At 56.5% G+C, this 22,320-nt stretch carries 20 protein-coding genes; 5 read left to right on the top strand and 15 right to left on the bottom strand.

Annotation, left to right across the window (positions count from 1 at the left end; genetic code table 11):
- The first annotated feature begins 230 nt into the window (after nucleotides 1-230).
- Nucleotides 231-671: an Hsp20/alpha crystallin family protein gene (locus tag ACO5R6_RS06585; protein ID WP_485626396.1), complete on the top strand. Its 441-nt coding sequence runs from the start codon at nucleotides 231-233 to the stop codon at nucleotides 669-671.
- A 272-nt stretch (nucleotides 672-943) separates the two neighbouring features.
- On the top strand, nucleotides 944-1,876 hold the full coding sequence (locus tag ACO5R6_RS06580; protein WP_485626395.1) for a DUF5688 family protein: 933 nt from the start codon (nucleotides 944-946) through the stop codon (nucleotides 1,874-1,876).
- A 127-nt stretch (nucleotides 1,877-2,003) separates the two neighbouring features.
- Here the strand turns inward: ACO5R6_RS06580 and secD are convergent, their stop codons facing one another.
- The 3 genes from secD to scfA all read right to left on the bottom strand — a co-directional run bounded on the left by secD (nucleotide 2,004) and on the right by scfA (nucleotide 6,206).
- Entirely contained in the window at nucleotides 2,004-4,346 is a 2,343-nt protein-coding gene (gene secD, locus ACO5R6_RS06575; protein ID WP_485626397.1) for a protein translocase subunit SecD, read from the bottom strand.
- A 164-nt stretch (nucleotides 4,347-4,510) separates the two neighbouring features.
- The gene (gene scfB, locus ACO5R6_RS06570) at nucleotides 4,511-5,941 is read right to left on the bottom strand and encodes a thioether cross-link-forming SCIFF peptide maturase (protein WP_485626394.1); all 1,431 of its coding nucleotides are present in this window, start codon (nucleotides 5,939-5,941) and stop codon (nucleotides 4,511-4,513) included.
- A 124-nt stretch (nucleotides 5,942-6,065) separates the two neighbouring features.
- On the bottom strand, nucleotides 6,066-6,206 hold the full coding sequence (scfA, locus tag ACO5R6_RS06565) for a six-cysteine ranthipeptide SCIFF (RefSeq protein ID WP_485626393.1): 141 nt from the start codon (nucleotides 6,204-6,206) through the stop codon (nucleotides 6,066-6,068).
- Nucleotides 6,207-6,453: 247 nt separating this feature from the next.
- Here scfA and ACO5R6_RS06560 point away from each other — a divergent pair, with 247 nt between their 5' ends.
- Nucleotides 6,454-6,924, top strand: coding sequence for a hypothetical protein (locus ACO5R6_RS06560; RefSeq protein ID WP_485626392.1), 471 nt, complete (start codon nucleotides 6,454-6,456; stop codon nucleotides 6,922-6,924).
- A 184-nt stretch (nucleotides 6,925-7,108) separates the two neighbouring features.
- Here ACO5R6_RS06560 and sdaAA read toward each other — a convergent pair whose 3' ends face one another.
- The 3 genes from sdaAA to ACO5R6_RS06545 are packed head-to-tail and all read right to left on the bottom strand — an operon-like array spanning nucleotide 7,109 to nucleotide 9,929.
- Complete coding sequence (gene sdaAA / locus ACO5R6_RS06555) at nucleotides 7,109-8,002, bottom strand: L-serine ammonia-lyase, iron-sulfur-dependent, subunit alpha (protein ID WP_485626391.1); 894 nt, start codon at nucleotides 8,000-8,002, stop codon at nucleotides 7,109-7,111.
- A gap of 11 nt (nucleotides 8,003-8,013) precedes the next feature.
- A complete protein-coding gene (gene sdaAB, locus ACO5R6_RS06550; protein ID WP_485626390.1) occupies nucleotides 8,014-8,682 on the bottom strand; it encodes an L-serine ammonia-lyase, iron-sulfur-dependent subunit beta in 669 nt (222 codons plus the stop codon).
- A gap of 17 nt (nucleotides 8,683-8,699) precedes the next feature.
- The gene (locus ACO5R6_RS06545) at nucleotides 8,700-9,929 is read right to left on the bottom strand and encodes a dicarboxylate/amino acid:cation symporter (protein ID WP_485626389.1); all 1,230 of its coding nucleotides are present in this window, start codon (nucleotides 9,927-9,929) and stop codon (nucleotides 8,700-8,702) included.
- Between the two features lie 214 nt (nucleotides 9,930-10,143).
- Here ACO5R6_RS06545 and ACO5R6_RS06540 point away from each other — a divergent pair, with 214 nt between their 5' ends.
- Nucleotides 10,144-11,016 carry a LysR family transcriptional regulator gene (locus tag ACO5R6_RS06540; RefSeq protein WP_485626388.1) on the top strand — a complete coding sequence of 291 codons (873 nt, stop codon included), beginning with the start codon at nucleotides 10,144-10,146 and terminating at the stop codon, nucleotides 11,014-11,016.
- Here the strand turns inward: ACO5R6_RS06540 and ACO5R6_RS06535 are convergent.
- The 9 genes from ACO5R6_RS06535 to ACO5R6_RS06495 all read right to left on the bottom strand — a co-directional run bounded on the left by ACO5R6_RS06535 (nucleotide 11,000) and on the right by ACO5R6_RS06495 (nucleotide 21,754).
- A complete protein-coding gene (locus ACO5R6_RS06535) occupies nucleotides 11,000-11,446 on the bottom strand; it encodes a YwiB family protein (protein WP_485626387.1) in 447 nt (148 codons plus the stop codon). The genes ACO5R6_RS06540 and ACO5R6_RS06535 overlap by 17 nt on opposite strands.
- Entirely contained in the window at nucleotides 11,446-12,141 is a 696-nt protein-coding gene (locus ACO5R6_RS06530) for a GntR family transcriptional regulator (protein WP_485626386.1), read from the bottom strand. The genes ACO5R6_RS06535 and ACO5R6_RS06530 overlap by 1 nt, the downstream gene beginning before the upstream one ends.
- Before the next feature lie 149 nt (nucleotides 12,142-12,290).
- Complete coding sequence (ispE, locus tag ACO5R6_RS06525) at nucleotides 12,291-13,178, bottom strand: 4-(cytidine 5'-diphospho)-2-C-methyl-D-erythritol kinase (protein WP_485626385.1); 888 nt, start codon at nucleotides 13,176-13,178, stop codon at nucleotides 12,291-12,293.
- 291 nt (nucleotides 13,179-13,469) lie between these two features.
- Nucleotides 13,470-16,667, bottom strand: a complete 3,198-nt coding sequence (gene ileS / locus ACO5R6_RS06520; RefSeq protein WP_485626384.1) for an isoleucine--tRNA ligase — start codon at nucleotides 16,665-16,667, stop codon at nucleotides 13,470-13,472.
- A 461-nt stretch (nucleotides 16,668-17,128) separates the two neighbouring features.
- Nucleotides 17,129-17,557 carry a DUF308 domain-containing protein gene (locus ACO5R6_RS06515; RefSeq protein ID WP_485626383.1) on the bottom strand — a complete coding sequence of 143 codons (429 nt, stop codon included), beginning with the start codon at nucleotides 17,555-17,557 and terminating at the stop codon, nucleotides 17,129-17,131.
- Nucleotides 17,558-17,597: 40 nt separating this feature from the next.
- Nucleotides 17,598-18,614 (bottom strand): glycosyltransferase family 2 protein, encoded by a 1,017-nt coding sequence (locus tag ACO5R6_RS06510; protein ID WP_485626382.1) that lies wholly within the window; start codon nucleotides 18,612-18,614, stop codon nucleotides 17,598-17,600.
- 85 nt (nucleotides 18,615-18,699) lie between these two features.
- On the bottom strand, nucleotides 18,700-19,923 hold the full coding sequence (gene mutY, locus ACO5R6_RS06505; protein WP_485626381.1) for an A/G-specific adenine glycosylase: 1,224 nt from the start codon (nucleotides 19,921-19,923) through the stop codon (nucleotides 18,700-18,702).
- Nucleotides 19,924-20,053: 130 nt separating this feature from the next.
- Entirely contained in the window at nucleotides 20,054-21,142 is a 1,089-nt protein-coding gene (locus ACO5R6_RS06500) for a PTS sugar transporter subunit IIC (protein ID WP_485626380.1), read from the bottom strand.
- A gap of 102 nt (nucleotides 21,143-21,244) precedes the next feature.
- Nucleotides 21,245-21,754 carry a 3H domain-containing protein gene (locus ACO5R6_RS06495; protein ID WP_485626379.1) on the bottom strand — a complete coding sequence of 170 codons (510 nt, stop codon included), beginning with the start codon at nucleotides 21,752-21,754 and terminating at the stop codon, nucleotides 21,245-21,247.
- 216 nt (nucleotides 21,755-21,970) lie between these two features.
- Here ACO5R6_RS06495 and ACO5R6_RS06490 point away from each other — a divergent pair.
- On the top strand, nucleotides 21,971-22,320 hold a 350-nt coding region (locus ACO5R6_RS06490; RefSeq protein WP_485626378.1), incomplete at its 3' end, for an enoyl-CoA hydratase-related protein.

The raw sequence follows: 22,320 nt of genomic DNA, 5'->3' as shown, positions 1-22,320 counted from the left end.
GGACAGATTCTATGATCAATGGGATTAGCCATCAACACGTTTTGTCCTATAACCCCAGTTTTATATGCCCTGATCCCCCCTTCTCTCCCGCTCCAAAGTCTGGCAAAAATAATTTTAAAAAATTAGCACTCTCCACTTGACAGTGCTAACAATTCGAGTTATAACATAGGCATAGGAAATCAGAAAAGCAAAAAGATATGCTTTCCTAAAGAAAGGAGTTTCATATGTTTATGACACCAAGTATTTTATCCGACAATGTATTCGATCATTTCTTCAATGACGATTTCTTCTGGCCCACCGGCAAGATGCCTTCTCACCAGAACGGCGTCGCCAACCTAAGAGCTGACATCAAGGAAGTTGAGGGAGCCTATGAGTTGACCATGGATCTTCCGGGCTTCTCCAAGGACGATGTCAATGTCGACCTCAAGCAGGGCTATCTGACGGTTTCGGCCAAGAGAGAGTCCTCTAATGACCAGAAGGATGAGGACGGACACTACATCCGCCGCGAGCGCTACTCCGGTTCTTTCCAGAGAAGCTTCTATGTCGGCGATCATCTGGATCCGTCTGACATCAAGGCGACCTTCAAGGACGGTGTTCTCTGCTTGAGCGTCCCCAAGGAGGAGACCAGGCAGGTTGAAGAGAAGCCCTCTCAGGTACTGATCGAGGGCTGATCCCCTCTCAGGGCTTCCGTTCTTGTCCCCATCAACGATTGACTCACCCCGGCTCTGCGGCTCATCCCCAGGGCCGGGGCTTTTATTTTCAAATCAGATTCTCGCCCGTTTCATGGACTTTCTCCCGCTTCGACCAGACCCCGGCAACTTGCCCGAAATCCTGTCACAATCTTTGTCGCTTTCTTCCAGTGAGAGGCTGGTCTGTCCCGTGCTATAATCAGTTCGTGGTCTCCCACCGGCTTCTTGTCCTGTCATGTCCCTGAGGAAGATACATGACAGCGAATCTCATGTCCTATTCGGACTTCAACACACATCTCTTAGCGCAGATCCGCCGGGAATTTTCACCCGACTATGACATTCACATTGAGAGAATTCTAAAGAACAACTCCATTCAGCTGGATGCCCTGATGATCTGCGCGCCGGACTGCAATCTCACTCCCAATATCTATCTCAATTACTACTATGAGCGCTATCAGAAGGGCTCTTCTTTTGCCTGCATCCTGGAGGAGGTCCTGGACTGCTATCGGAAACGAAGATCCGATTCTCCTTTTGATGCCGACCGCTTCAGAGACTTCGCCTATATCCGAAAGCATCTGGTATTTCGTCTGCTGAATCGGGAGGACAACCGAAATCTCCTGGCAGATGTTCCCCATATTGACTTCCTGGACCTGGCCATTGTCTTTTCGATCCTCTTGAAGGACGAAGCGGAGCGCTGCGCCAGTGTTCTCATCCACAAGAACCATTTGCCGTCCTGGGGGAATCCGACCGCAGAAGACCTTCTTGCCATCGCCGAGTCCAACAGTCCCCGCCTCCTCCCCCATTGCTTTCGTCCCCTGTCGGACTTTCTGAGGGAGGAGGCTCCTGCAGCCTGCCCCGATGACAGTCGGTCTGCGGAGCCTCCCCTCTTCGTCCTCTGCAACCGGGCCAGGCTCTATGGGGCGGCCTCCGTCCTCTACCCGGGCCTGCTCTCCGGCATCGCAGCACAGCTATCCTCTGACCTGATCGTCATCCCCTCTTCCATCCACGAGGTCCTGCTCACCCCCTATGACCGCCTGATGGACCCTGTGCGCCTGAATGAGATGGTGGTCCAGGTTAACACGACACAGGTCCCCAAGGAGGATATCCTGTCAGATCATGTCTACTATTTCGATCGGAGGCGTGGGGTCCTGGGCCTGGATCCGCCCGCAGAGGCTCCCGCCTCCTGAGGGAATACCCCGGGTCCTCCCCCTGACTTACAGGTCACCTCTTACATAGAAAGGTGCGCCGCCGGGCGCACCCAAAAGACCGCCCCCGCAGCCTGCTTCCAGCTTGCGGGGGCGGTCCCGGTTTTTCTTACTTGCGCATCTTGGCCATCTGGGCTTTCTTCTTCTTGCGGGAGGCCTTGTCCTCGTTGGCCTTGATCCTTGCAGGTCCATCCGCCGGTCCCATCTTGCTGCGAGACCGCATCATATACCAGAGGGGGGTCGCAATGAAGATGGACGAATAGGTACCGGAGATCACGCCGACCAGGAGGGGGAAGGCGAACTCCCGCATGGTCGAGGTTCCGAGAATCAGAAGCATCAGAACCATGACAGCTGTCGTAAAGGAGGTGGACAGGGACCTGCCTAAGGTCTCGCGGACACCCTCATTGGCCAGTTCTGCCAGATTCTCCTCACCGGACGCATCCAGGGTCTTTAAATTATCCCTGTGACGGTCAAATATGACAATCGTGTCGTTGACGGAGTAACCAACGACCGTCAGGATACATGCGATAAAGGCGGATCCGACCGACATGCGGAAGATCGCATACATGGTCAGAACGATCAGAACATCATGGATTAAGGCGATGATCGCAGAAGAGGCGAAGCGGAAATCCCTGAACCGAAACCAGATATAGATCAGCATAAAGAAGACTGCCACAAGCACTGCAATCAGAGCTGCTCTTCGCATCTCCCCTCCAATGGTTGAGGAGATGTTCTCCGAACTGATCTCCGACTCGGCCACGCCGAACTTCTGGTTTAAGACCTCATTCAATTTCTTGCGCTCATCCAGGTTCAGAGTCCTCATCTTGAAGATAATCTGCTTGGAATTCTGCACCGTCTGCACCTGGATATCATGATCTCCGGTAACCGTCTCGAAGGCCGGTACGATCTGGTCCTGGGCCTCCTGCAGGCTGTATGTCTTGTCGAAGCCCACCGTCGTCGATGTACCGCCGGAGAACTCCAGGCTGTAATTCAGGGCCTTGCCGGAGGATGCTTGGTGGAATCCCATGCCCACAAGGCCGACTCCGATCACTGCGAGAGAGATTCCGATGAAGATCCACCTCTTCCCGATGAAATTGATCTTGGGCCACTCCCTGGACTTTCCGTAGAACTTGGGATCGCGGGCTCCGAAGGCCATGAAGATGCTGATAATCAGTCTGGTGATCAGCAGGGCCGTAAACATGGACAGGACAACACCGATAGCCAGGGTAATTGCGAATCCCTTGACCGTTCCGGAGCCAAGGATTCCCAGAACCGCTGCTGCAATCAGAGTTGTCACGTTTCCGTCGACAATGGCGCCCAGCGCCTTGTGGAAGCCGGAGGCAACAGCATTGCGGACATTGGTCCCGGCAGAGATCTCCTCCCGGATGCGGGCGAAGATGATCGCATTGGCATCTACCGCCATACCCAGAGAGAGGATGACACCGGCCACGCCGGGCAGGGTCAGGGTCACATTGAAGAAGTAGAGAATTGCCACGGTCATCACCGTATAGAGGGCCAGAGCAATCGCAGCCGCAAGACCGGGCAGCATGTAGAGGGCAATCATGAATACCATGACAATGGCAAGACCGATTCCTGCTGCCAGAAGGGCCGTGGATACGGCGTTGCTTCCCAGCTGCGCGCCTACGACCTCGGACTGCAGCTCCTCCAGCTCAATGTCCAGGCCGCCGATGCGGATGTAGGTGGCCAGCTTGTCCGCCTCTTCATAGCTGTTCATCCCGTTGATAACCGCGCTTCCGTCATTGATGACGGCATCAACTCTGGGGACAGAGACGAACTTACCATCATAGTAGATGCCGATGGACTGATTCTTCTCCTTGGCCTTGGCGGTTGCCTCAGCGAAGGCCTTGGTTCCGTTCTCATTGAGTGCGATCTGAACGACCGGCTTCTGGGCCCCGGTCTGCTGGGTCTCATACCCGGCCTTGGAGGACTTGACGTCAGATCCGGTCAGGACGATGGATCCGTCCGCCTCCAGCTGGTCAATGGTCTTGGTCAGCTCGTACTGCCCGCTCGTCTGACTGATCTGATAGTTGGCAGATCCGTCTGAGCCGGTCTGTCGGATGAAGTAGAGCTTTCCGGGGCTTCCCAGCTGAGCCAGAAGGGCATTGGCATCCTTGACGCCGGGGATCTCAACGGTTATGCGATTGTCTCCCACCTGGTAGACATTGGCCTCGGTCGTCGTCTGCCCCTCTCCCAGGTCATTCTCGATACGAGACTGGAGCTTGGCGATGGTATCCTTCATCTGCTGCGAAGAAGGGGTGTCTCCCTTGGCCTGATAGGTGATAGAGACTCCGCCCGCCAGGTCGAGGCCCAGCTTCAGTCCCTTGCTGCCCGAGGTCTTCGTCTGCCGAATAACATTGAGACTCATCACACCCAGAGATCCCAGAAGCAGGACCAGTATGACAAGCCACAGGACCGCGGTCCTCTTTTTCATACGATTCATCTTTAACTCTCCTTCGTTCCCTGTCTTGCTTTACTCCGGGTCGCCCGTCAAGGCAAGACAAACATCTGATATATTCTATCATATCCGCAGAGAAAATTGTCTCCGGCTTCATCTTGGGCGGCTTGGCCATCCTGAGATTAAAATTCTCTCATCCCTCAGCAGATCGCCTTCGGCGGGGCAGGCACCCGGGTGGAATCACGATAGTTGTTTTCCATGGCGGCCTCGGCAGCCTTGATCATGATGGCGCACTCGATTCGCTTCTTCTGCAGGGCACAGCCCAGGTCATAGGTGTCATTGATCCTGCCCTTGAAATTGTAAGAATTGGCCGCACAGCCGCCGGAACAGTAGAACCTGGCGAAGCAGTCCCTGCACGAATCCTTGGCGTAGACATTACAGAGCTTGAATTCATCACGGATATCCGTGCGAACCAGACCGGATCCGTCATTGACATTGCCCATGACAAAATCCTGATTGCCGGCGAACTGGTGGCAGGGATAGATGTCCCCATTCGGAGTGATGCAGACATATTCCGTTCCTGACCCGCAGCCGGACAGGCGCTTGGCCACACAGGGTCCGCCCTCAAGATCGATCATGAAGTGGAAGAAATTAAAATCCTCATCCTTTCCCATCCGGCGGACCATCTCCGCGGCCAGCCGGTCGTATTCGGCGAAGAGCTTGGGCAGGTCTTCTTCACGGAGCGCGTAATCATCCGTGGGCTGAGCCACGACGGGCTCCACCGATATCTGCTTGAAACCCAGGTCCGCAATGTGCAGAACATCCTGGGAGAAATCCAGGTTATTTCTGGTAAAGGTTCCCCTTGCGTAATATCTCTGCTGCCCTCTGGACTCCGCCAGCCTCTGGAATTTTGGGACAATCCTGTCGTAGGAATCCTGTCCGCCGCGGAAGGGGCGCATCTGATTGTGGATTTTCTTCCTGCCGTCAATCGAGAGAACGACATTGCTCATCTCCCGGTTGAGAAAGTCCTGAATCTCATCATTTAAAAGAACGCCGTTGGTCGTCAGTGTGAAGCGGAATTTCTTGTCGTGGAGCTTCTCCTCCTGTCTTCCGTAAGCCACCAGCTTCTTGACCACCTCCCAGTTCATCAGGGGTTCTCCGCCAAAGAAGTCCACCTCCAGATTCCTTCGATTCCCGGAATTGGCGATGAGAAAGTCGAAGGCATTCTTGCCGGTCTCGAAGCTCATGAGCTCTCTGGGGCCTCCACAGTAGGTGCCCTCATCCGCAAAGCAGTACTTGCAGGCCAGGTTGCAGTCATGAGCCACATTGAGGCAGAGGGCCTTAACCACGGTGGGGCGACGCTTCAGGACATCTTCCATATAAGTCTCGTATTGATCCGGCGTAAAGAGGGACCGGTCATCAATCAGGGCCCGGATCTCTGCAAAGATCTCCTCCAGGTCCGCCCGGCTGACCTTGGGATACCGGTCCCGGATCTCCCCTTCGATCTGCTCCTTGTCCTTCTCTTCATACATGCCGATGACGTCATAGGTCACGTCATCCACCAGGTGGATGGCACCGGAGTTGACGTCCAAGACAATATTGTAGCCGTTATTTTTGAACTGATGAACCAAGTCTTCTCTCCATTCTTCGGACACGCTTCCTAACAAAAGGAAGACCGCAAGGACTTGCTCTGCGTCCCTACGGTCTTCCCCTCTGATTGACACTCGCTACGGACGAACCGCACAAGTGCGGTACTTACTGATTCTCGCAGCTCTGATTGCCCACGGTGCAAGAGGTCTTGCAGGCAGACTGGCAAGAGGTCTGGCACTCTCCGCATCCGCCCTTCTTCAAGGTGTTCTGCAGTCTTCTGGTATTAAGAGTCTTAATGTGCGTCATTCTAATCCTCCTTCATCGAGCTGTCGGGAGCCGTCCGGCAACATATTCTTTCAAAATTCAGAAAGAGTATACCATAAGTGGCCCAATCAGGGGAAGTGTCAATTCTCCCAGAGGCCATTCTCTTCCTTAAAGAGATTCCTGCCCCAAGCCTGTTAAAGCCTGTTCAATCGCCCCCTCTTCATTGCAAAGACCCGGATCAAATGATAGAATCTACTCATTATGAGCCACCATCTAGAAGGAGTTTTCTATGTTTGCAGCCATTCCCACCATCTGGATTGTCCTGATCATTGTCTTGATCATCCTGATCGGCCTCACCATAGCCCTCTACTTCTTCGGCAAACGCATGGAGAAACGCCAGGCTGAGCAGGAGGAACAGCTTGAGGCCGTAAAGCAATCCATCAGTATGCTGATCATTGACAAGAAACGACTCAAGCTCAAGGAGTCCGGCCTTCCTGACCAGGTCATATCCCAGACCCCTTGGTACGCCAAGCGGTCTAAGGTCCCCATTGTAAAGGCCAAGGTCGGTCCCAGGATCATGACCCTGATCGCCGATGAGAGACTCTTCGACGATATCCCTGTCAAGAAAGAGGTCAAGGCCACCGTGTCCGGTCTCTATATCACGGGCGTTCGCGGCCTGCACGGCCGCATTGAGCGCAATACCGAGAAGAAGAAGGGCCTTCGGGCCTGGCTCCTGCGCAGGGCCGGCCGGAATCGCTAGACAGCTGGAATTGCTAGATATCAGACGAAGGCAAAGAAGAATCAAGACGCGTGCCACAAGGCACCCCCGTAAAAAAGGACTGCACCAAAAGCCCGATGGCTTTGGTGCAGTCCTTTTCATCATATCTGAGACCCTCTTTCGTCTGAGATCTGCTTGCGCTTCTCTGCAGTCGTCCGGTCCCTTCCTAGTCTTCCTTCTTTCCGAAGACCTGCTCTCTGAGCTTCTTCCCGGTCGGCGTCGCCGCCAGGCCGCCGCCGGCCGTCTCCCGGAGGGCCTCCGGCATACTGTCTCCGACCGCCTTCATGGCCGAGATGCACTCATCCACCGGGATCTTCAGGTCGATTCCGGCCAGAGCCATATCGGCCGCCGTGAATGCGATCATGACGCCGGAGGCATTGCGCTTGATACAGGGGATCTCAACCAGACCCGCGACCGGATCACAGACCAGGCCCATCTGATTGACAATCGCAATCCCCATGGCCGTAGCTGCCTGCTCTGGACTTCCGCCGCGGAGTTCCACCAGAGCCGCTGCCGCCATCCCGGAAGCGGATCCGCACTCGGCCTGACAGCCTCCCTCGGCCCCTGCGATTGAAGCCACATTGGCCACCACAAGGCCGAAGGCTCCGGCGGTGAAGAGGGCCCTGACACAGGCCTCCCGGTCCATCCCCCGGTCCTCATAGGCGCTGACCAGGCAGCCGGGCAAGATCCCGCAGGATCCGGCCGTGGGCGCTGCCACAATCTTTCCCATCGCCGCATTGGAGACAGAAGCCGCCAGGGCCCGGCCCACGGCCTTGGTCATATGGTTCCCCATCCAGCCGCCCTCCGGGTCATTTTCCGCATAGCTTAGCATCCGGTAGCCCTCGCCTCCGGTCAGACCGGAGTGCGATTTCAGGTCCTTGTCGGCTCCCCGCCGGGTGCAGTCGATCATCACCTGAAAGGCCCGGTCCATCTTGGCCAGGATCTCCTCCGGGCTGGTCTCCATAGCCTTGGCCTGGTCCTCAATGAAAATATCACTGATCTTCCTGCCCTGGGTCCGGGCGGCATCGACCAGTTCACGAATTGTCTCATACTTAAACATGGCGACCTCCGTCAGACAGCCCGAATCAGAAGGGCTCTTTCCACATGGTTCAGACTTTCAATCTCCTCTGTCATCCCCAGAGGCGGCATCTGATCGATCTCAATGGTCATCAGAGCCGTTGATCCCTTCTCCTTGCGGGAGAGCTTGAAGTTGCCGATGTTGACCTCCGCATACTTCATCCGCATGAGATTGGTGACGTCGGCGATCACGCCGGGCGTATCCTTGTGCAAGACCAGAATGGTATTGTTCTCCCCGGTGAAGTTGACCTCCATGCCGTTGACATAGTCGACCCGGATATTCCCTCCGCCGATGCTGGCTCCCTGGACACAGCCCTCTTCTCCGCTGACGGTCTTGTAGTGGATGCAGGCGGTATTGGGGTGGGCTCCTGGAATGTCCCGCGGAATGAACTCGTAGGAAATTCCCTTCTTAGTGGCAATTTCCAGTGCATCCCGGATCTCCTCCGAATAAGAGTGGTATCCCATAATGCCCGCCAGAAGCGCCCGGTCCGTGCCATGTCCCTGATAGGTTCTGGCGAAGGACCCGGACAGCTCAATGCTGACTGAGGCCAGGGGCTTGTCATTGGATACCTTGTTGACCACCCGGCCCAGGCGGACTGCCCCGGCCGTGTGAGAGCTGGAGGGACCGATCATAACCGGCCCGATGATATGGAATACATTCATAGAACTGCCTCCGCAAGTTAAGCCTGGGCGCTCTCCTCTGTTCCCTTGGAGAGGAACTTATTGTAGATCGCATTGACGATAACGCCGATCGCGTTGTCTCCGGACACATTGCAGGCCGTTCCGAAGGAATCCTGAGTCAGGTAGAGGGCGACCATAATGGCGCAGATGGGGCCGTTGGGATCTCCTGCCTCCTTGCCGAAGATCAGGTAGAGGAAGGGGAGGGCGGTCATAATGGATCCGCCCGGCGCTCCCGGAGAAGCGACCATGGCCACACCAAGGGTCATGATGAAGGGGATCACCGTGCCAAGAGAAATCGGCAGGTTGTTCATCAGGCAGACAGCCGTCGCGCAGGCGGTGATCGTGATCATTGACCCGCACATATGGATGTTGGCGCAGAGGGGAACGACGAAATTGCGAATCTGCTCGCTGACGCCGTCCTTCTCAGCGCACTGAAGGTTGACGGGAATCGTCGCCGCGGAGGACTGGGTCCCGATGGCAGTGGCATAACCCGGGATCTGGTTCTTCATCAGGCGGAAGGGGTTCTTGTGAGAGATACTTCCTGCCAAGGTGAACTGAGCCAGCAGATAGAGCAGGTGCATGATAATAACGACAATAAATACCTTCCAGAGGATACCGAGAATGGTATAGGTCTTGCCGGATACCGTCATGTCAACGAAGGTGCCGCAGATATAGAGAGGCAGAAGGGGGATAATCAGCACATGGAGCACCCGGTCGATGATGGCTGAGAAATCCTTGATTGCACTGTAGAGCGTGTCCCCGATCTCCTTCTTGCCCCGCATGGAGGACAGGCAGAGACCCAGCATGAAGGCCAGGACAACTGCGGAAATCGTATCCAGAAGCGGAGGGATCTTGATGGCAAAATAGCTATCCACAGAATTTCCCGCCGTCGCCTGGATCTGCGCCAGAGCATCCGGTGACATGAAGGACGGGAAGAGGGCTGCGGACACCAGATAAGACAGGGTCCCCGCAATCAGGGTCGACCCATACGCCATGGCCACCGTGATCAGAAGCAGCTTCCCGGCCGACTGGGTCAGGTCCGCGATCCCCATCGTGACATAGGCTAAGATCATGAGCGGAATGACAAACTTGAGCACCGTAGAGAAAATACCCGACAGGGTCACGACGGTTCTGGAGAACCAGAGCGGCATGAACTGCCCGATCAGAATGCCAAGGATAATGGCGATAATCAGACGAGGGACAAGGCCCAGTTTCTTTTTTTCTTTCATTGCTTTCCCCTTTTCTTAAGACGAAACGATCTGACCCCTCTGATGGCCTCAACATCAAGAATGATCAGACTCTAACCACAGTTCCAGTATAACTTGGATATACTATTTGTGCATTTTATCTTTTTGATAAAGTCCATGAATATATTTAATAGATCTGTGATAAGACTTATAATCAGAAGGGGAATCGAAAGAAAGAAAATGAAAGGGGACTCCTATGGAAATCCGACAGCTTGTGACCTTCGAGCGCGTGGCGGAATGCCTGAGCTTCTCCCGGGCGGCAGAGCAGCTGGGCTACTCTCAGTCCGCGGTCACCATTCAGATCAAGCAGCTGGAGCAGGAGTACCACACCCAACTCTTTGACCGGATCGGCCGGCATGTCAAACTGACCTCAGAGGGAGAGCGCTTTCTGGCCTTCTCCAATGATATCTTAAATCGCATCGACCGGATGCAGACCGATATGGGCAATGAGAACTTCAAGAAGCACCGGCTCCGCCTGGGCGTCATTGATTCCCTTATGGAGTACCGTCTGGCCGACATTCTTCTCCGCCTCTACGAGAAGCACCCCCATTACCAGGTCATCATCAAGTCCGCCCCTCCCTCCGAACTGGTGCAGCAGATGATTCACAATGAACTGGATCTGATCTATCTCCTGGACCAGCCCCTCTACGATACGAACTGGATCAAGGCTTTAGAGGCGCAGGAGTCCATCGTCTTCGTTACTTCCGCCAGGTCTCCCCTGGCCAAGCGGCGGAAGGTCAGCATGGAGGAGGTCATCCGCCAGCCCTTCTTCTCCACCGAAGCCGGCGAGAACTACCGCAAGGCCCTGGACCAGTATCTGGCGGCCCGGGGCATGGCCCTCTCCTGCTTCCTGGAAGTCCAGGACCCGGACCTCATCATCCGCATGCTAAGAGAGCATGGCGGCGTCTCCTTCCTCCCCTACTTCTGTGTCGTCGACCAGGTGACCGCCGGAGAACTGGCCATCCTCCGGGTGGAAGACTTCCACATGCACATGCAGCGCCAGTGTATCTACCACCGGGATAAGTGGGTGACTGAGGAGATGCGGGCCTTTCTCAATCTCTTACAGTAGGATCGGACGGCAAGGCCTCTATGGTCAGGTCTCTTCGCCCGGCATCCTGTCCGCTGATCTCAAGCCGATAGGACAGGGCCAGCTTGATGATCCGTCCGGGAAGGGTCCGGATCCGGCACTCGTCCGTATAGATTCTCAGATCCAGAAATCCCACCGGTGTGTGGTAGTCGCAGCCGGTCCAGGCCCCGGGAATATAGACCAGGCGGCTGTCGGCCGGCCCTCTGCGGTGGATCTCGACCCGGTCCTTGCGGATAAAGACCGTGGTCGGGACTGCTTCTTTCTCTCCCTCGATGAGGTCCTCATATTGAAGGATCCTTGTTCCCTCCCTCTCCAGGAGTCTGCCCCGGTATTCTGTCATGCTCTCGTCAGCGCATCCGGCCTGTGTCTCCCGAACCCGGATCCGGATCAGGACCTCGCTTGCGACAGGCATCAGTAATGCCTTCTCTGCTCGCGGATCACCCCGCGAACCGCCTCAATCTGGTTGGCCAGATGGGTGTGCATGATAGCCTTGACATAGTCCTTGTCCTTGCGGCGCAGGCCGTCTAAGATGGCGGCGTGTTCCTGAATCAGGCGGGAGTATGTCTCTGTGTCCTTGATGTACTCATAGCGGTAGCGATACATCTGCTCGCGCAGGTTGGTGACAATGCTCTCCAGCTTGGGGTTGTCGGCCGCCTGATAGATCACTGCGTGAAAAGCCTCATCCGCCTCCGTGATCTTCCTGTAGTTGCCGCTTCTTGTGGCCAGCTCAAAGTCCTTCATGGCTGTCTCCAGGTTCTTTAAGAAGTCGGCATCCTCACACATGCAGGCCCTGGTGACTGCCAGCTCATCTAAGGCGTCCCGGATCTCCAGGACGTCCTGCAGGTCCTTCTCCGTCATCTTGGCGACCTGCGCTCCCTTCCTGGGAATCGTCACCGCAAGTCCCTCCTGCTCCAGCATGCGGATGGCCTCCCGAATGGGGGTCCGGCTGACACCCAGACGATTGGCCAGATGCATCTCCATCAGGCGCTCACCCGGCTTTAGATCTCCCCGCAGAATCGCATTCCGCAGGGTATTGAAAACCACATCTCTCAAGGGAAGATAGGCGTCCATATCCAGCTTCAAATCTCCGTGCTCTGACTGTAGCATCATATTCCTCCCGCGCGGTCTGCGCGATCATATCCATGCGGTCCCCGGCGATTCGCCGGCCGCTCGTCCCTCTCTCTTATACTTATGAGTGATTGCCCCTGCGCCGGACTGTCACAAAAGCCACCGGCAATTCATCATCACCATCTGCTTCATCGCGTGCGACTTGCGAAGAGATGAGCAATCCCCAGGTCCTCTCTCCGGTCCTCAAGCTGTCTTCGGCATGACTCCAGCCGCTCTGTATCTGAGAAGAAGGCGAATACCGTCGGGCCGGAGCCGGACATGAGCGCCGCGTCCGCTCCCCCGTCCATCAGGCAGTCCTTTAGCTGCCGGATCTCCGGATGCATGGGAATCGTCACCTCTTCCAGGACATTTCCAAGGCCCCGGCAGAGACCCCGGTAGGATTCTCCCCGGATGGCCCGGACCAGTCCGTCTATATCCGGGTGACGGACCGCGGGGCAGGTGTCCAGAGCCCGGTAGACCTCTCCCGTAGAGACAGAGGCCAGGGGCTTGACGAGCAGGGTGGGAATCTCCCTGAGGGCCGGCGCGATCGGAGTCAGGACCTCGCCGATTCCCTCCGCCAATGCAGTTCCGCCCATAAGGCAGTAGGGGATATCCGCCCCCAGACCCGGGGCAAGCTCCCGCAATTCCCAGTCCATCGCCCCTGTAGCATTTGGATCATCCAGGAAGAGGTCCGCCATTCCCCGCATCACGGCAGCTGCGTCCGCAGAGCCTCCGGCAAGACCCGCAGCCAGAGGAATCCGCTTGGTCAGAGCAATGTGCACCCCCTCGGACAATCCGTAGTGGCTCCGCATCAATTCCGCCGCTCTGGCACAGAGGTTTGAGGCGTCGCAGGGCAGGTCGGGCTTATCGCAGTCCATTGAAACTTTCCCATCTGCCCTCGCCTCCAGGACAAGTTCGTCGAAGAGGTCTACCTGCTGCATGATCATGCGGACATCATGGTAGCCGTCCGGTCTTCGTCCGAGAACATCCAGTCCCAGATTGATTTTTGCATAGGCCCTGCGCGAAACCCTTTTCATGACACACCTTCTGAATCCGCCTCTTTCATCTTGTATACAAGTTTCATTATACTAAATTTCTTGCAAGTGCCGCAATGCGATTCCTTTTTTGTTAGTTGTAACTAGCTTTATCCATTAGACCACTTTTTATGATTTCATGCAACTGGATGATTTCATGCAACCGGAATCGGGATCCGGCCATGCGAAGACCCGGTCAAAGCTCATCTCAAGCTCCGACCGGGTCTGATAATTCCATTGTCCTGCCCTTATGACCGGCCTTTTCCGGGACAAGTCTGCCCCATGCGGACATGGTCAGCCGACCTTCGCGACGGACAGGGTCGCCCGCTCTCCGTTGATATCCCATTCCTTGGCATATCCGCCTGCTTCCCCCTCTGTGATGGAGTCAGCCATGGTCTCTGCCATAATGGTCTGTCCGTAATCCCGGCAGATGGAGGCGATCTTCTCATTGCCCCTGTATCCGATCGCGATATGGTCCATGACCTCGAATCCCGCCTCCTTGCGCATGGTCTGCAGCTTGGAGATGATCTCTCGAACCATTCCCTCTTCTCGCAGTTCGTCTGTCAGGTTGGTGTCCAGGACGACGGTCACCTTGCCGTCGCCGTCAGTCACATAGCCCTCCTTCTGCGTCATCGTGATCAGAAGATCCTCCCGGGTCAGTTCCACAGAGGCGTCCACCTGGGGGAGAGAGAGCCTTCCCTCTTCCTGCAGCTTCGCATAGGCTCGATTCCCATCCAGTTCTGCCAGGGTCTTCTGAATCCGGCCCAGGAATTTGCCGTACTTGGGGCCTACGGTCCTGAGCTGAGGCTTGAAGATATAGCTGGTGAAATCGGTGACATCTCCTACGAACTCCGCCTTCTTGACATTGAGCTCATCCTCGATGATGCCCGTATAGAAGTCGTTCAGCCGGTCCTCCGCCTTGATATACATCTTGGCCAGGGGCTGGCGGTTCTTGATGTTGGAGGCATTGCGGCAGGCGCGCCCCAGGACAACGATCCGTAAAAGTTCCTTCATATCAGCCTCTAAGCCTCTGTCGATCTGACTCTGGTCAGAGACGGGGAAGCTGCACAGGTGGACGGATTCCGGCGCGCCGGGGTCAACGCTGCAGACCAGATTCCGGTAGATCTCGTCCGTCATGAAGGGGATCATGGGCGCTGCCAGCTTGGAGAAGGTCACAAGGCATGTGTAGAGGGTCAGGTAGGCATTGATCTTGTCCTGATCCATTCCCTTGGCCCAGAAGCGCTCACGGCTCCTTCTGACATACCAGTTGGACAGGTCATCGATGAAGTCCTGCAGGGCTCTTCCGGCCTCGGGAATCCGGTAGGACCCCAGATTCTCATCGACCGCCTTGACCGTGGAGTTCAAGCGGCTTAGGGCCCAGCGATCCATCAGGGACAGCCGGTCCTTCTGCAGGCGGTAGTTGGTCGGGTCGAAGGCGTCAATATTGGCGTAGAGGACATAGAAGGCGTATGTGTTCCAGACCGTGTTCAAGAACTTGCGCTGGCCCTCTTCCACCGTCTTGCCTGAGAACTTGTTGGGAAGCCAGGGGTTGGAGTTGGTGTAGAAATACCAGCGGATGGCGTCCGCTCCATAGCTGGATAGGGCCTCCATGGGGTCAACGGCATTTCCCTTGGACTTGGACATCTTCTGCCCCTTGCCATCCAGGACATGGCCCAGGACGATGACATTCTTATAGGGAGCCTTGTTGAAGAGAATGGTTGACTCCGCCATCAGGGAGTAGAACCATCCGCGGGTCTGATCGACCGCCTCGGAGATGAAATCGGCCGGGAACTGCTGCTCGAACTTATCCTTATTCTCAAAAGGATAGTGGTGCTGGGCATAGGGCATGGCCCCGGAGTCGAACCAGACATCCACCACCTCCGGTACTCGGTGCATGGGCCTGCCGCAGTGGGGACAGGGGAAGGTCACCTCGTCGATGTAGGGGCGGTGCAGCTCTATGTCCGCCATAGCTGCGTCTCCCGTCTTCTCGACCAGCTCCGCCCTGGAGCCGATGCACTCCTGATGACCGCAGCCATCGCACTCCCAGATGTTGAGGGGGGTTCCCCAGTAGCGATTTCTGGAGATTCCCCAGTCCTGGATATTCTCAAGCCAGTTGCCGAATCTCCCCTCGCCGATGGACTGGGGGATCCAGTTGACCGTCCGGTTGTTTCTGACCAGGTCGTCCTTGACGGCAGTCATCTTGATAAACCAGGACTCTCTTGCGAAATAGAGGAGAGGGGTGTCGCACCTCCAGCAATGCGGATAGTCATGCTCGAACTTGGGGGCATCGAAGAGGAGCCCTCTGTCCTTTAAGTCCTCTAAGACAGCGGGATCAGCGGACTTGGCGCCTCCGGCCATTTCCTCCTCCGTGGGCTTGCAGCGCATGCCGGCGAAAGGGGTCTCCGGCTTCATGCAGCCCCTCTCGTCAACCATCTGGACAAAGGGGAGGTCGTACTTGCGAGCGACGCGGGCATCGTCCTCACCGAAGGCGGGAGCTTCGTGGACGATTCCGGTGCCGTCGGACATGGTGACATAGTCGTCGACTTCCACGAAGAAGGCCTTCTTGTGGGACTTCTCGACAGCCCGGGCCGCGCAGTCGTAGAGAGGCTCATACTCGCGGTACTCCAGGTCCCGTCCCTTCATGGTCTCCAGGATCCGGTAGGCCGGCTGATCATCCTTGGCCAAAGGCCCGAGAACCTTGTCCAAAAGAGCCTCGGCCATATAGTAGGTGAATCCATCGATGCAGAGGGCCTTGACATAGGTCTCCTCCGGGTTCACACAGAGGGCGATATTGGAGGGCAGGGTCCAGGGGGTTGTCGTCCAGGCCAAGAAGTAGGCGTCCTCTCCCTTGGCCTTAAAGCGGACGACTGCGGACCTCTCCTTGACCGTCTTATAGCCCTGGGCTACCTCCTGCGAGGACAGGGGGGTCCCGCAGCGGGGGCAGTAGGGAACGACCTTAAAGCCCTTATAGAGAAGCTTCTTGTCCCAGATCTGCTTGAGCCCCCACCACTCGGACTCAATGAAATTATTATCATAGGTGATATAGGGATTGTCCATGTCAGCCCAGAAACCGACCGCGCCGGAGAAATCCTCCCACATACCCTTGTACTCCCAGACGGATTCCTTGCACTGCTCCACAAAGGGCTTGATGCCATAGGCCTCGATCTGTTCCTTGCCGTCCAGACCCAGCTTCTTCTCGATGCCGATCTCAACCGGCAGGCCATGTGTATCCCAGCCGGCCTTGCGGGGCACATAGTTGCCCTTCATGGTCTGATACCGGGGAATCATATCCTTGATGACTCGGGTCAGGACATGTCCGATATGGGGCTTTCCATTGGCCGTCGGCGGACCGTCATAGAAGGTGAAAACGGGCTGTTTCCCGGAAGCATCCATGGACTTCTCGAAGATATGCTGATCTTCCCAGAATTTCCTGGTCTCTCGCTCCCGCTCGACGAAATTGAGATCATTGGTCACTTTCTTGTAAGTAGACATGCTCTGTCCTTTCTCTGCTGAAAAAAGTCCCTTGTCCGCACAGGACAAGAGACTCTTGCTAACCACCCATACGAAGTACTTGTTCCCTCTCGCCCGGCTCCTGTCTCCTCCCGGCCCCGAAGGTCATCCGGCAGAATCCATCCGCGCAGCAGGTCCCGCATACACGTTCTCCATAACGTGGAGATGACGTCCTTCCTACACAGGTCTCCTGCTAAGAGCCCTTCAGTCGGCTGCCAGGAAGTGATTTTCATCGAGTTATCCCGGTCCGATCTCTCACCACCATCGGCTCGCTCATCCGTCTTGCGCTCGACTACTCTCTTCCTCATTGCTTTAACATATAAAAGACGTTCCTAATTATAGAGAGGGAAAGGCTTTCCGTCAACCGCTTCCTTCTCTGCGCAGTCCCTCCCCAGGGCCTCTTCTTCCTCGCTTATTCCACCCTTGTCCCTCTCTTGCCCTTCCTAATCCAATTCCTTCAAAATATCCTGGCCGGGCGCATTCATCAGCATCTTAAGGAAGTTGGGGTTCCGGGCGATTCTGGCATAGGATCCGATCAGAAGGGTCACAGAAAGAAGCGCCAGGGCGATTCCCATGACCGCCGGCAGGCGGCCCTCCTTGCTCGAATAATGGATCAACTGGATGAGTCCGAAGACAAGTGCCAGCAGGGCCAGGAAGATATTAAATCCCGTCGCAAAGAAGGTCAGGGCGAATATTCCAAGCCACAGGGCCCTGAGCCCATTGGTCCGCCCGATCAGCCTTCCCTCGGCGTCTCTTGGCCTGGGATCATAGAAAGACTCTTGCGACGGTCTCATCACATACCGGGTCTGCTGCCTCTTATCTGTCTCCTCCCGCTCAGGGTCCTGTCCCTGAAATTGCCGATTCTGATCCATCCCGATCCTCCTCTTTTCGCTGGGCGATTCCTCCGCGCGCTCAGTTGAACTTCATGATCCTTCTGGTCAGCTGATAGGCCTTGATCGAGAGCCTGCGCCCAGTGGGCCCGGGCAGGTTCATGGCGCTTCCCATGATGCCGTAGCGGACCTTCATATAGGTGCGGCGGTCCTTCTGCTTCATATAGCGCCAGAGGGCCCGGACCTTCTCCAGATTCTCGCTGTCGTGCGACAGATAGGCCATGGATGTAGTGACAACCGTGATCATCTCCAGGTATCCCAGCATATACTTGCGCAAGTGCTTCTCTGTCACCTTCCAGGGATCCACGGAGTCAATCATGAGATAATTGACCCTCAGCTGCTGATCGATCCGCTTGATCATGGTCTGCTCCGCAACCGACTGGCCCTCTCTGCCGATGAAATAGCGGTAGAAATTCACATTCAGATAGTAGAGGGTCTTCACATGGGGCAGGGGAACATATACGAAAAGATTATCCACATAGAAGGTGTGCTTGGGCAGTTCCAGTCCGCAGTCCCGAAGCATCTGCGTCCGATAGGTCACGGAGTGCATCAGGATGGTAAAGCCCTTGATATTGTGCTTCATCTCATTCCAGCCGATCACCTTGTTCTGTGGAAAGAGGAGGCTGTAGACCATGCGGCGCCTGGTGTTCTCATAGACCTTCTCATAGACATAATTGGTCAGGAGCATATCCACCGGCGTTCCCTGGCGAATCAGGCGTTTTAAAGTGTTAAGCACCTGGACATAGGCCTCCGGGTCCACCCAGTCATCAGAATCAACCACCTTGTAGTAGATACCCTGGGCATTGCGAAGTCCCGCATTGACAGCCTCTCCGTGCCCGCCATTGGGCTGGTGTATCACCCGGCAGATGCCCGGGTACCTGGCCGCATAGTCGTCTGCAATCTCGGCCGTCCGGTCTGTTGATCCGTCGTCAACAATCAGAATTTCCACATCCTCTCCGCCGGGAAGAAGGGAATTGATGCACTTGTCCATGTAGTCCTGCGAATTGTAACAGGGTATCGCAAAGCTAATAATCTTCATTCTGTCTCCCTCCTGCCGGTCCACTGACTCGGGTCTCTCATCCTGTCGTCCATCCTATTGTAACAGTCCGGCGGACGAATGGCTCTTAATCTTTCTCTCCGGCAATTTTCGGTCCGCGCTCCAGCCGGACGGCATCCGCATAAGCGGCAAATGCCGATGGGATGGCATAGTTTCTGGAGATCTCCTCGATATCCACGGGCCAGGTCATGGCCTTCTCCGTCCCCTTGCCGGATCCGTTTTCCTCCGCATCGCCTCGGATCTCGGGGCCGTTTTTCTTCGCATCGCCTCGGGCCTCGGGGCCGTTTTCCTTCGCATCGCCTCGGGCCTCGGAGTCGTCCTCTCCCCTGTACAGTTGTCCGTCTGACACCCGAATCTCATAGCCGATCATCCGCCACTCGATGTGGCTGAAGATATGCCTGGCCTCATCCAGTCTCCTGATATGCAAGGGCTCATAGCCCATCTGCTCGGTGCGGGCCAGAGCCGCATCCTCGCTCAGATGCCCCCTGACATTGGGGAACTCATAGAGTCCCGCCAGCAGCCCGTCCTCGGGTCTTCGGCCGATCACAACCCGTGAGCCGTTTCTGACGATGAGGACAGTCCTCTCCTCTACCCGCCTGGGCCTGCCCTTGGACCGCACCGGCAGGCGGTCCCAGCTCCCCTCCCGTTCTGCCAGGCACTTGCCCCTCCAGGGGCATTGTCCGCAGAGGGGCCGGCCGGCCGGAAGGCAGACCGTTGCTCCGATCTCCATCAGGGCCTGGTTGAAGATGCCCGACCCCTTCTCGGGCATCACCGCATTGAGGGCCTCCCGGGCCCTCTTCTTCGCCAGATCGCTCTTAATATCAATGTCGTCTCCTGAGACCCTGGCCAGGATCCGAAGGACATTCCCGTCCACGGCAGGCCGGGGCAGGTCAAAAGCGATGGAAGCGATCGCTCCCGCCGTATAGGGACCGATCCCGGGCAGACTGAGAATGGACTCATAGTCCTCCGGCATCCGGCCCCCGTATTCTTCCACAAGGATTCCGGCCGCCCTCTGCATGTTTCGGACTCTGGAATAATAGCCGAGCCCCTCCCAGAGCTTGTTGAGCCGGTCTTTGGGGCAGGCGGCCAGGTCTGCGATCGTCGGCAGTGCCGTCAGAAAACCGGTATAGTAGGGCTTGACCGCCTCCACCCGGGTCTGCTGCAGCATGATCTCCGAGACCCAGATGTGGTAAGGGTCCCTGTCTTTTCGCCAAGGCAGGTCCCTCTTATTTTCGTAAAACCAGTCCATGGCCGGGGCGACCAGGGGGGACAGGTCAAATTGATCCAACATGATCTACCTCGCATCCGCCTTATTCTGCACTTACTAATGTAACTTCCGCGCACTGCAAATACAAGCGCGTCCCCCTCGGTCAGAGCTGCCCTCGGTCAGAATTGCCTTCAGCCGGATCCCTTCTGTCATCTCACAATTTCTGATCTCCCGGCTTGACCCACCCGGCTCTCTTTAAGCCCATGTGGATCAGGAGGGTCAGAACTGCCGGCAGAACCAGACAGATCAGAATCAGTCCGATCCAATCCCCCGCACCGATCTGCCCCTTCACTCCTCTTTCGATGTCACTGATCCAGCCGGAATAGACCCCCAGAGGGCCAACCAGGCCACAGGTCCCCATGCCGCTTGCGATCGCGGGCCCATTCATCTTGAGCTGGAAGAGGCAAGTCGCAATCGGCCCCGTAATGGCGGAGGCCACCGTGGGGGCGATCCAGATGCGGGGATTTCTCACGATATTACCCATCTGAAGCATCGAGGTCCCGATTCCCTGTGATACGAGGCCCCCGACCCCATTCTCCTCATAGGAGGCAACCGCGAAGCCGACCATCTGTGCACAGCAGCCTGCCAGAGCGGCCCCGCCGGCCAGGCCCGTCAGACCCAGCGCAGCACAGATTGCCGCCGAGGAGATGGGGAGGGTGAGGGCCATTCCGACCACAACCGACACGATCACTCCCATAAAGAAGGGCTGCAGGTCTGTGGCCCACACGATAATGCTCCCGAGCTTCATCGCAAGGGCTCCCAGAGCTGGCGCAATGAGCCAGGATGAAGCCACGCCGACTCCGATGGTGACAAGGGGCGTGACAAGAATGTCAACCTTGGTCTCCTTGGACACAGCCTTACCGCACTCTGCAGACAGGATTGCAATAAAGAGAACTGCCAGGGGGCCGCCCGCGCCCCCCAAGGCATTCGACGCGAATCCGACTGTGATCAGCGAGAAGAGGACCAGGGGCGGCGCGGACAGAGCATATCCGATGGCGCAGGCCATGGCGGGGCCGCTCATCGCCATCGCCATGCCGCCGACCGTGTAGTCGATCCCGGCGATCGTCGCTATGGTCTTAGAGAGGGCCGCAATGTGAAACTGGCTTCCCAGCGTACTGATGATGGTCCCGACCAGGAGGGAGCAAAAGAGCCCCTGGGCCATTGCCCCCAGCGCATCGATTCCATACCGTTTCCAGGAAATCTCGATCTTCTTCCTCTTGAGAAATGCCTGCATTCTCTCCATCACAACCTCCTTCGTCTGCTTATGTCATGACACATGACTATACACTATAGAAGGCAGTCCCGGAAGTCAATCTTTTTCTCTCGGGGCAAAATCATTCCGGAGTCATTCAAACAGAAGATCGAGACCTCGGAGTCTGGCCCGAATCTGCTTGAGTGTCTTCGAATCCCTGCAGCGGATGGTGTGGAGATGGACCCCTCCCGTGAGCAGGGACAGGGGGGTAGCCCCGCTCTCTGTGACCCGGCCGGCGAAATCCGCCGCCTCCAGCCGATTGCTGATCTCGAGCTTGCCCACCAGCTCCCCGTAGAGGGGATGCTCGACGATCACATCCACAACACACCCGCCGCAGTCAACAATCGCGTTCAATTCGTCAAGAATCTGATCTGCCTTGTGCCTGCAGGCGACCTGATAGGCCGGCATGCCGGTCTCATCCGCCAGAAGGTATCCCCGCGGCGTCGCCATGATCTCATGCCCCTTGGCCCGAAGGACGGCAATATCGCCGACAATGATCTGCCTGCTGACTCCGAAGTTCCCTGCAAGCGCCGAGGCGCTGACCGGCCGCCCGGCCGCCCGCAATCTCTCTATGATCTCTTCCTTGCGTCTCTCCTGATCCATAACTCTTCCCCTGCGCCTGATGAAGCGCTTCTTAAAATAAAGCACGGCCCCGGCATGGCCGGGCCGTCGTGGCAAATCCCCGGCAGCCTATGCGGTGGATACCATGAAGTTTACCACAGAAATTCAATTCCGATTGAATTCCCCCTGTTATAGAATTATCATAATCTTAGCAGATGCCGGATGGGCATCGTCATTGTCTTGATAAGGAGAGTGCATATGACAGAATTCAAGCATTTGATCCTGGAAGTCGCAGAGGAAATTGCGACCTTGAAGATCAGCAATCCCAAGTCTCTCAACGCCTTAAATACCGAGACTCTGGAGGAACTGGATCTCGCTTTGACCGAGATTGAGGCGAGAGATGACATCAAGGTCCTGATCTTGACCGGCGGCCCCTGCTTCAATAAGAAACTGGGCGCGGACGACCCCTATCGTTCTTTCGTTGCCGGCGCCGATATCTCTGAGATGGCCGGCTTTACCGCTCCTGAGGCCAGAGCTTTCGGCATCCGCGCCGCCAAGCCCTTCTTCAAGCTCATGGAGATGCGCCAGGTGACCATCGCCGCAGTCAA

It is taken from the genome of Shuttleworthella sp. (assembly GCF_057251025.1).
This window is presented reverse-complemented; position numbering and strand designations above follow the sequence as displayed.

Bases quoted from the DNA above. Each gene is read 5' to 3' on its own strand.
- ACO5R6_RS06585 (WP_485626396.1), top strand. From the start codon at position 231: ATGACACCAAGTATTTTATCCGACAATGTATTCGATCATTTCTTCAAT.
- ACO5R6_RS06580 (WP_485626395.1), top strand. From the start codon at position 944: ATGACAGCGAATCTCATGTCCTATTCGGACTTCAACACACATCTCTTA.
- secD (WP_485626397.1), bottom strand. From the start codon at position 4,346: ATGAAAAAGAGGACCGCGGTCCTGTGGCTTGTCATACTGGTCCTGCTT.
- scfA (WP_485626393.1), bottom strand. From the start codon at position 6,206: ATGACGCACATTAAGACTCTTAATACCAGAAGACTGCAGAACACCTTG.
- ACO5R6_RS06560 (WP_485626392.1), top strand. From the start codon at position 6,454: ATGTTTGCAGCCATTCCCACCATCTGGATTGTCCTGATCATTGTCTTG.
- sdaAA (WP_485626391.1), bottom strand. From the start codon at position 8,002: ATGTTTAAGTATGAGACAATTCGTGAACTGGTCGATGCCGCCCGGACC.
- sdaAB (WP_485626390.1), bottom strand. From the start codon at position 8,682: ATGAATGTATTCCATATCATCGGGCCGGTTATGATCGGTCCCTCCAGC.
- ACO5R6_RS06545 (WP_485626389.1), bottom strand. From the start codon at position 9,929: ATGAAAGAAAAAAAGAAACTGGGCCTTGTCCCTCGTCTGATTATCGCC.
- ACO5R6_RS06540 (WP_485626388.1), top strand. From the start codon at position 10,144: ATGGAAATCCGACAGCTTGTGACCTTCGAGCGCGTGGCGGAATGCCTG.
- ACO5R6_RS06535 (WP_485626387.1), bottom strand. From the start codon at position 11,446: ATGCCTGTCGCAAGCGAGGTCCTGATCCGGATCCGGGTTCGGGAGACA.
- ACO5R6_RS06530 (WP_485626386.1), bottom strand. From the start codon at position 12,141: ATGCTACAGTCAGAGCACGGAGATTTGAAGCTGGATATGGACGCCTAT.
- ispE (WP_485626385.1), bottom strand. From the start codon at position 13,178: ATGAAAAGGGTTTCGCGCAGGGCCTATGCAAAAATCAATCTGGGACTG.
- ileS (WP_485626384.1), bottom strand. From the start codon at position 16,667: ATGTCTACTTACAAGAAAGTGACCAATGATCTCAATTTCGTCGAGCGG.
- ACO5R6_RS06515 (WP_485626383.1), bottom strand. From the start codon at position 17,557: ATGGATCAGAATCGGCAATTTCAGGGACAGGACCCTGAGCGGGAGGAG.
- ACO5R6_RS06510 (WP_485626382.1), bottom strand. From the start codon at position 18,614: ATGAAGATTATTAGCTTTGCGATACCCTGTTACAATTCGCAGGACTAC.
- mutY (WP_485626381.1), bottom strand. From the start codon at position 19,923: ATGTTGGATCAATTTGACCTGTCCCCCCTGGTCGCCCCGGCCATGGAC.
- ACO5R6_RS06500 (WP_485626380.1), bottom strand. From the start codon at position 21,142: ATGGAGAGAATGCAGGCATTTCTCAAGAGGAAGAAGATCGAGATTTCC.
- ACO5R6_RS06495 (WP_485626379.1), bottom strand. From the start codon at position 21,754: ATGGATCAGGAGAGACGCAAGGAAGAGATCATAGAGAGATTGCGGGCG.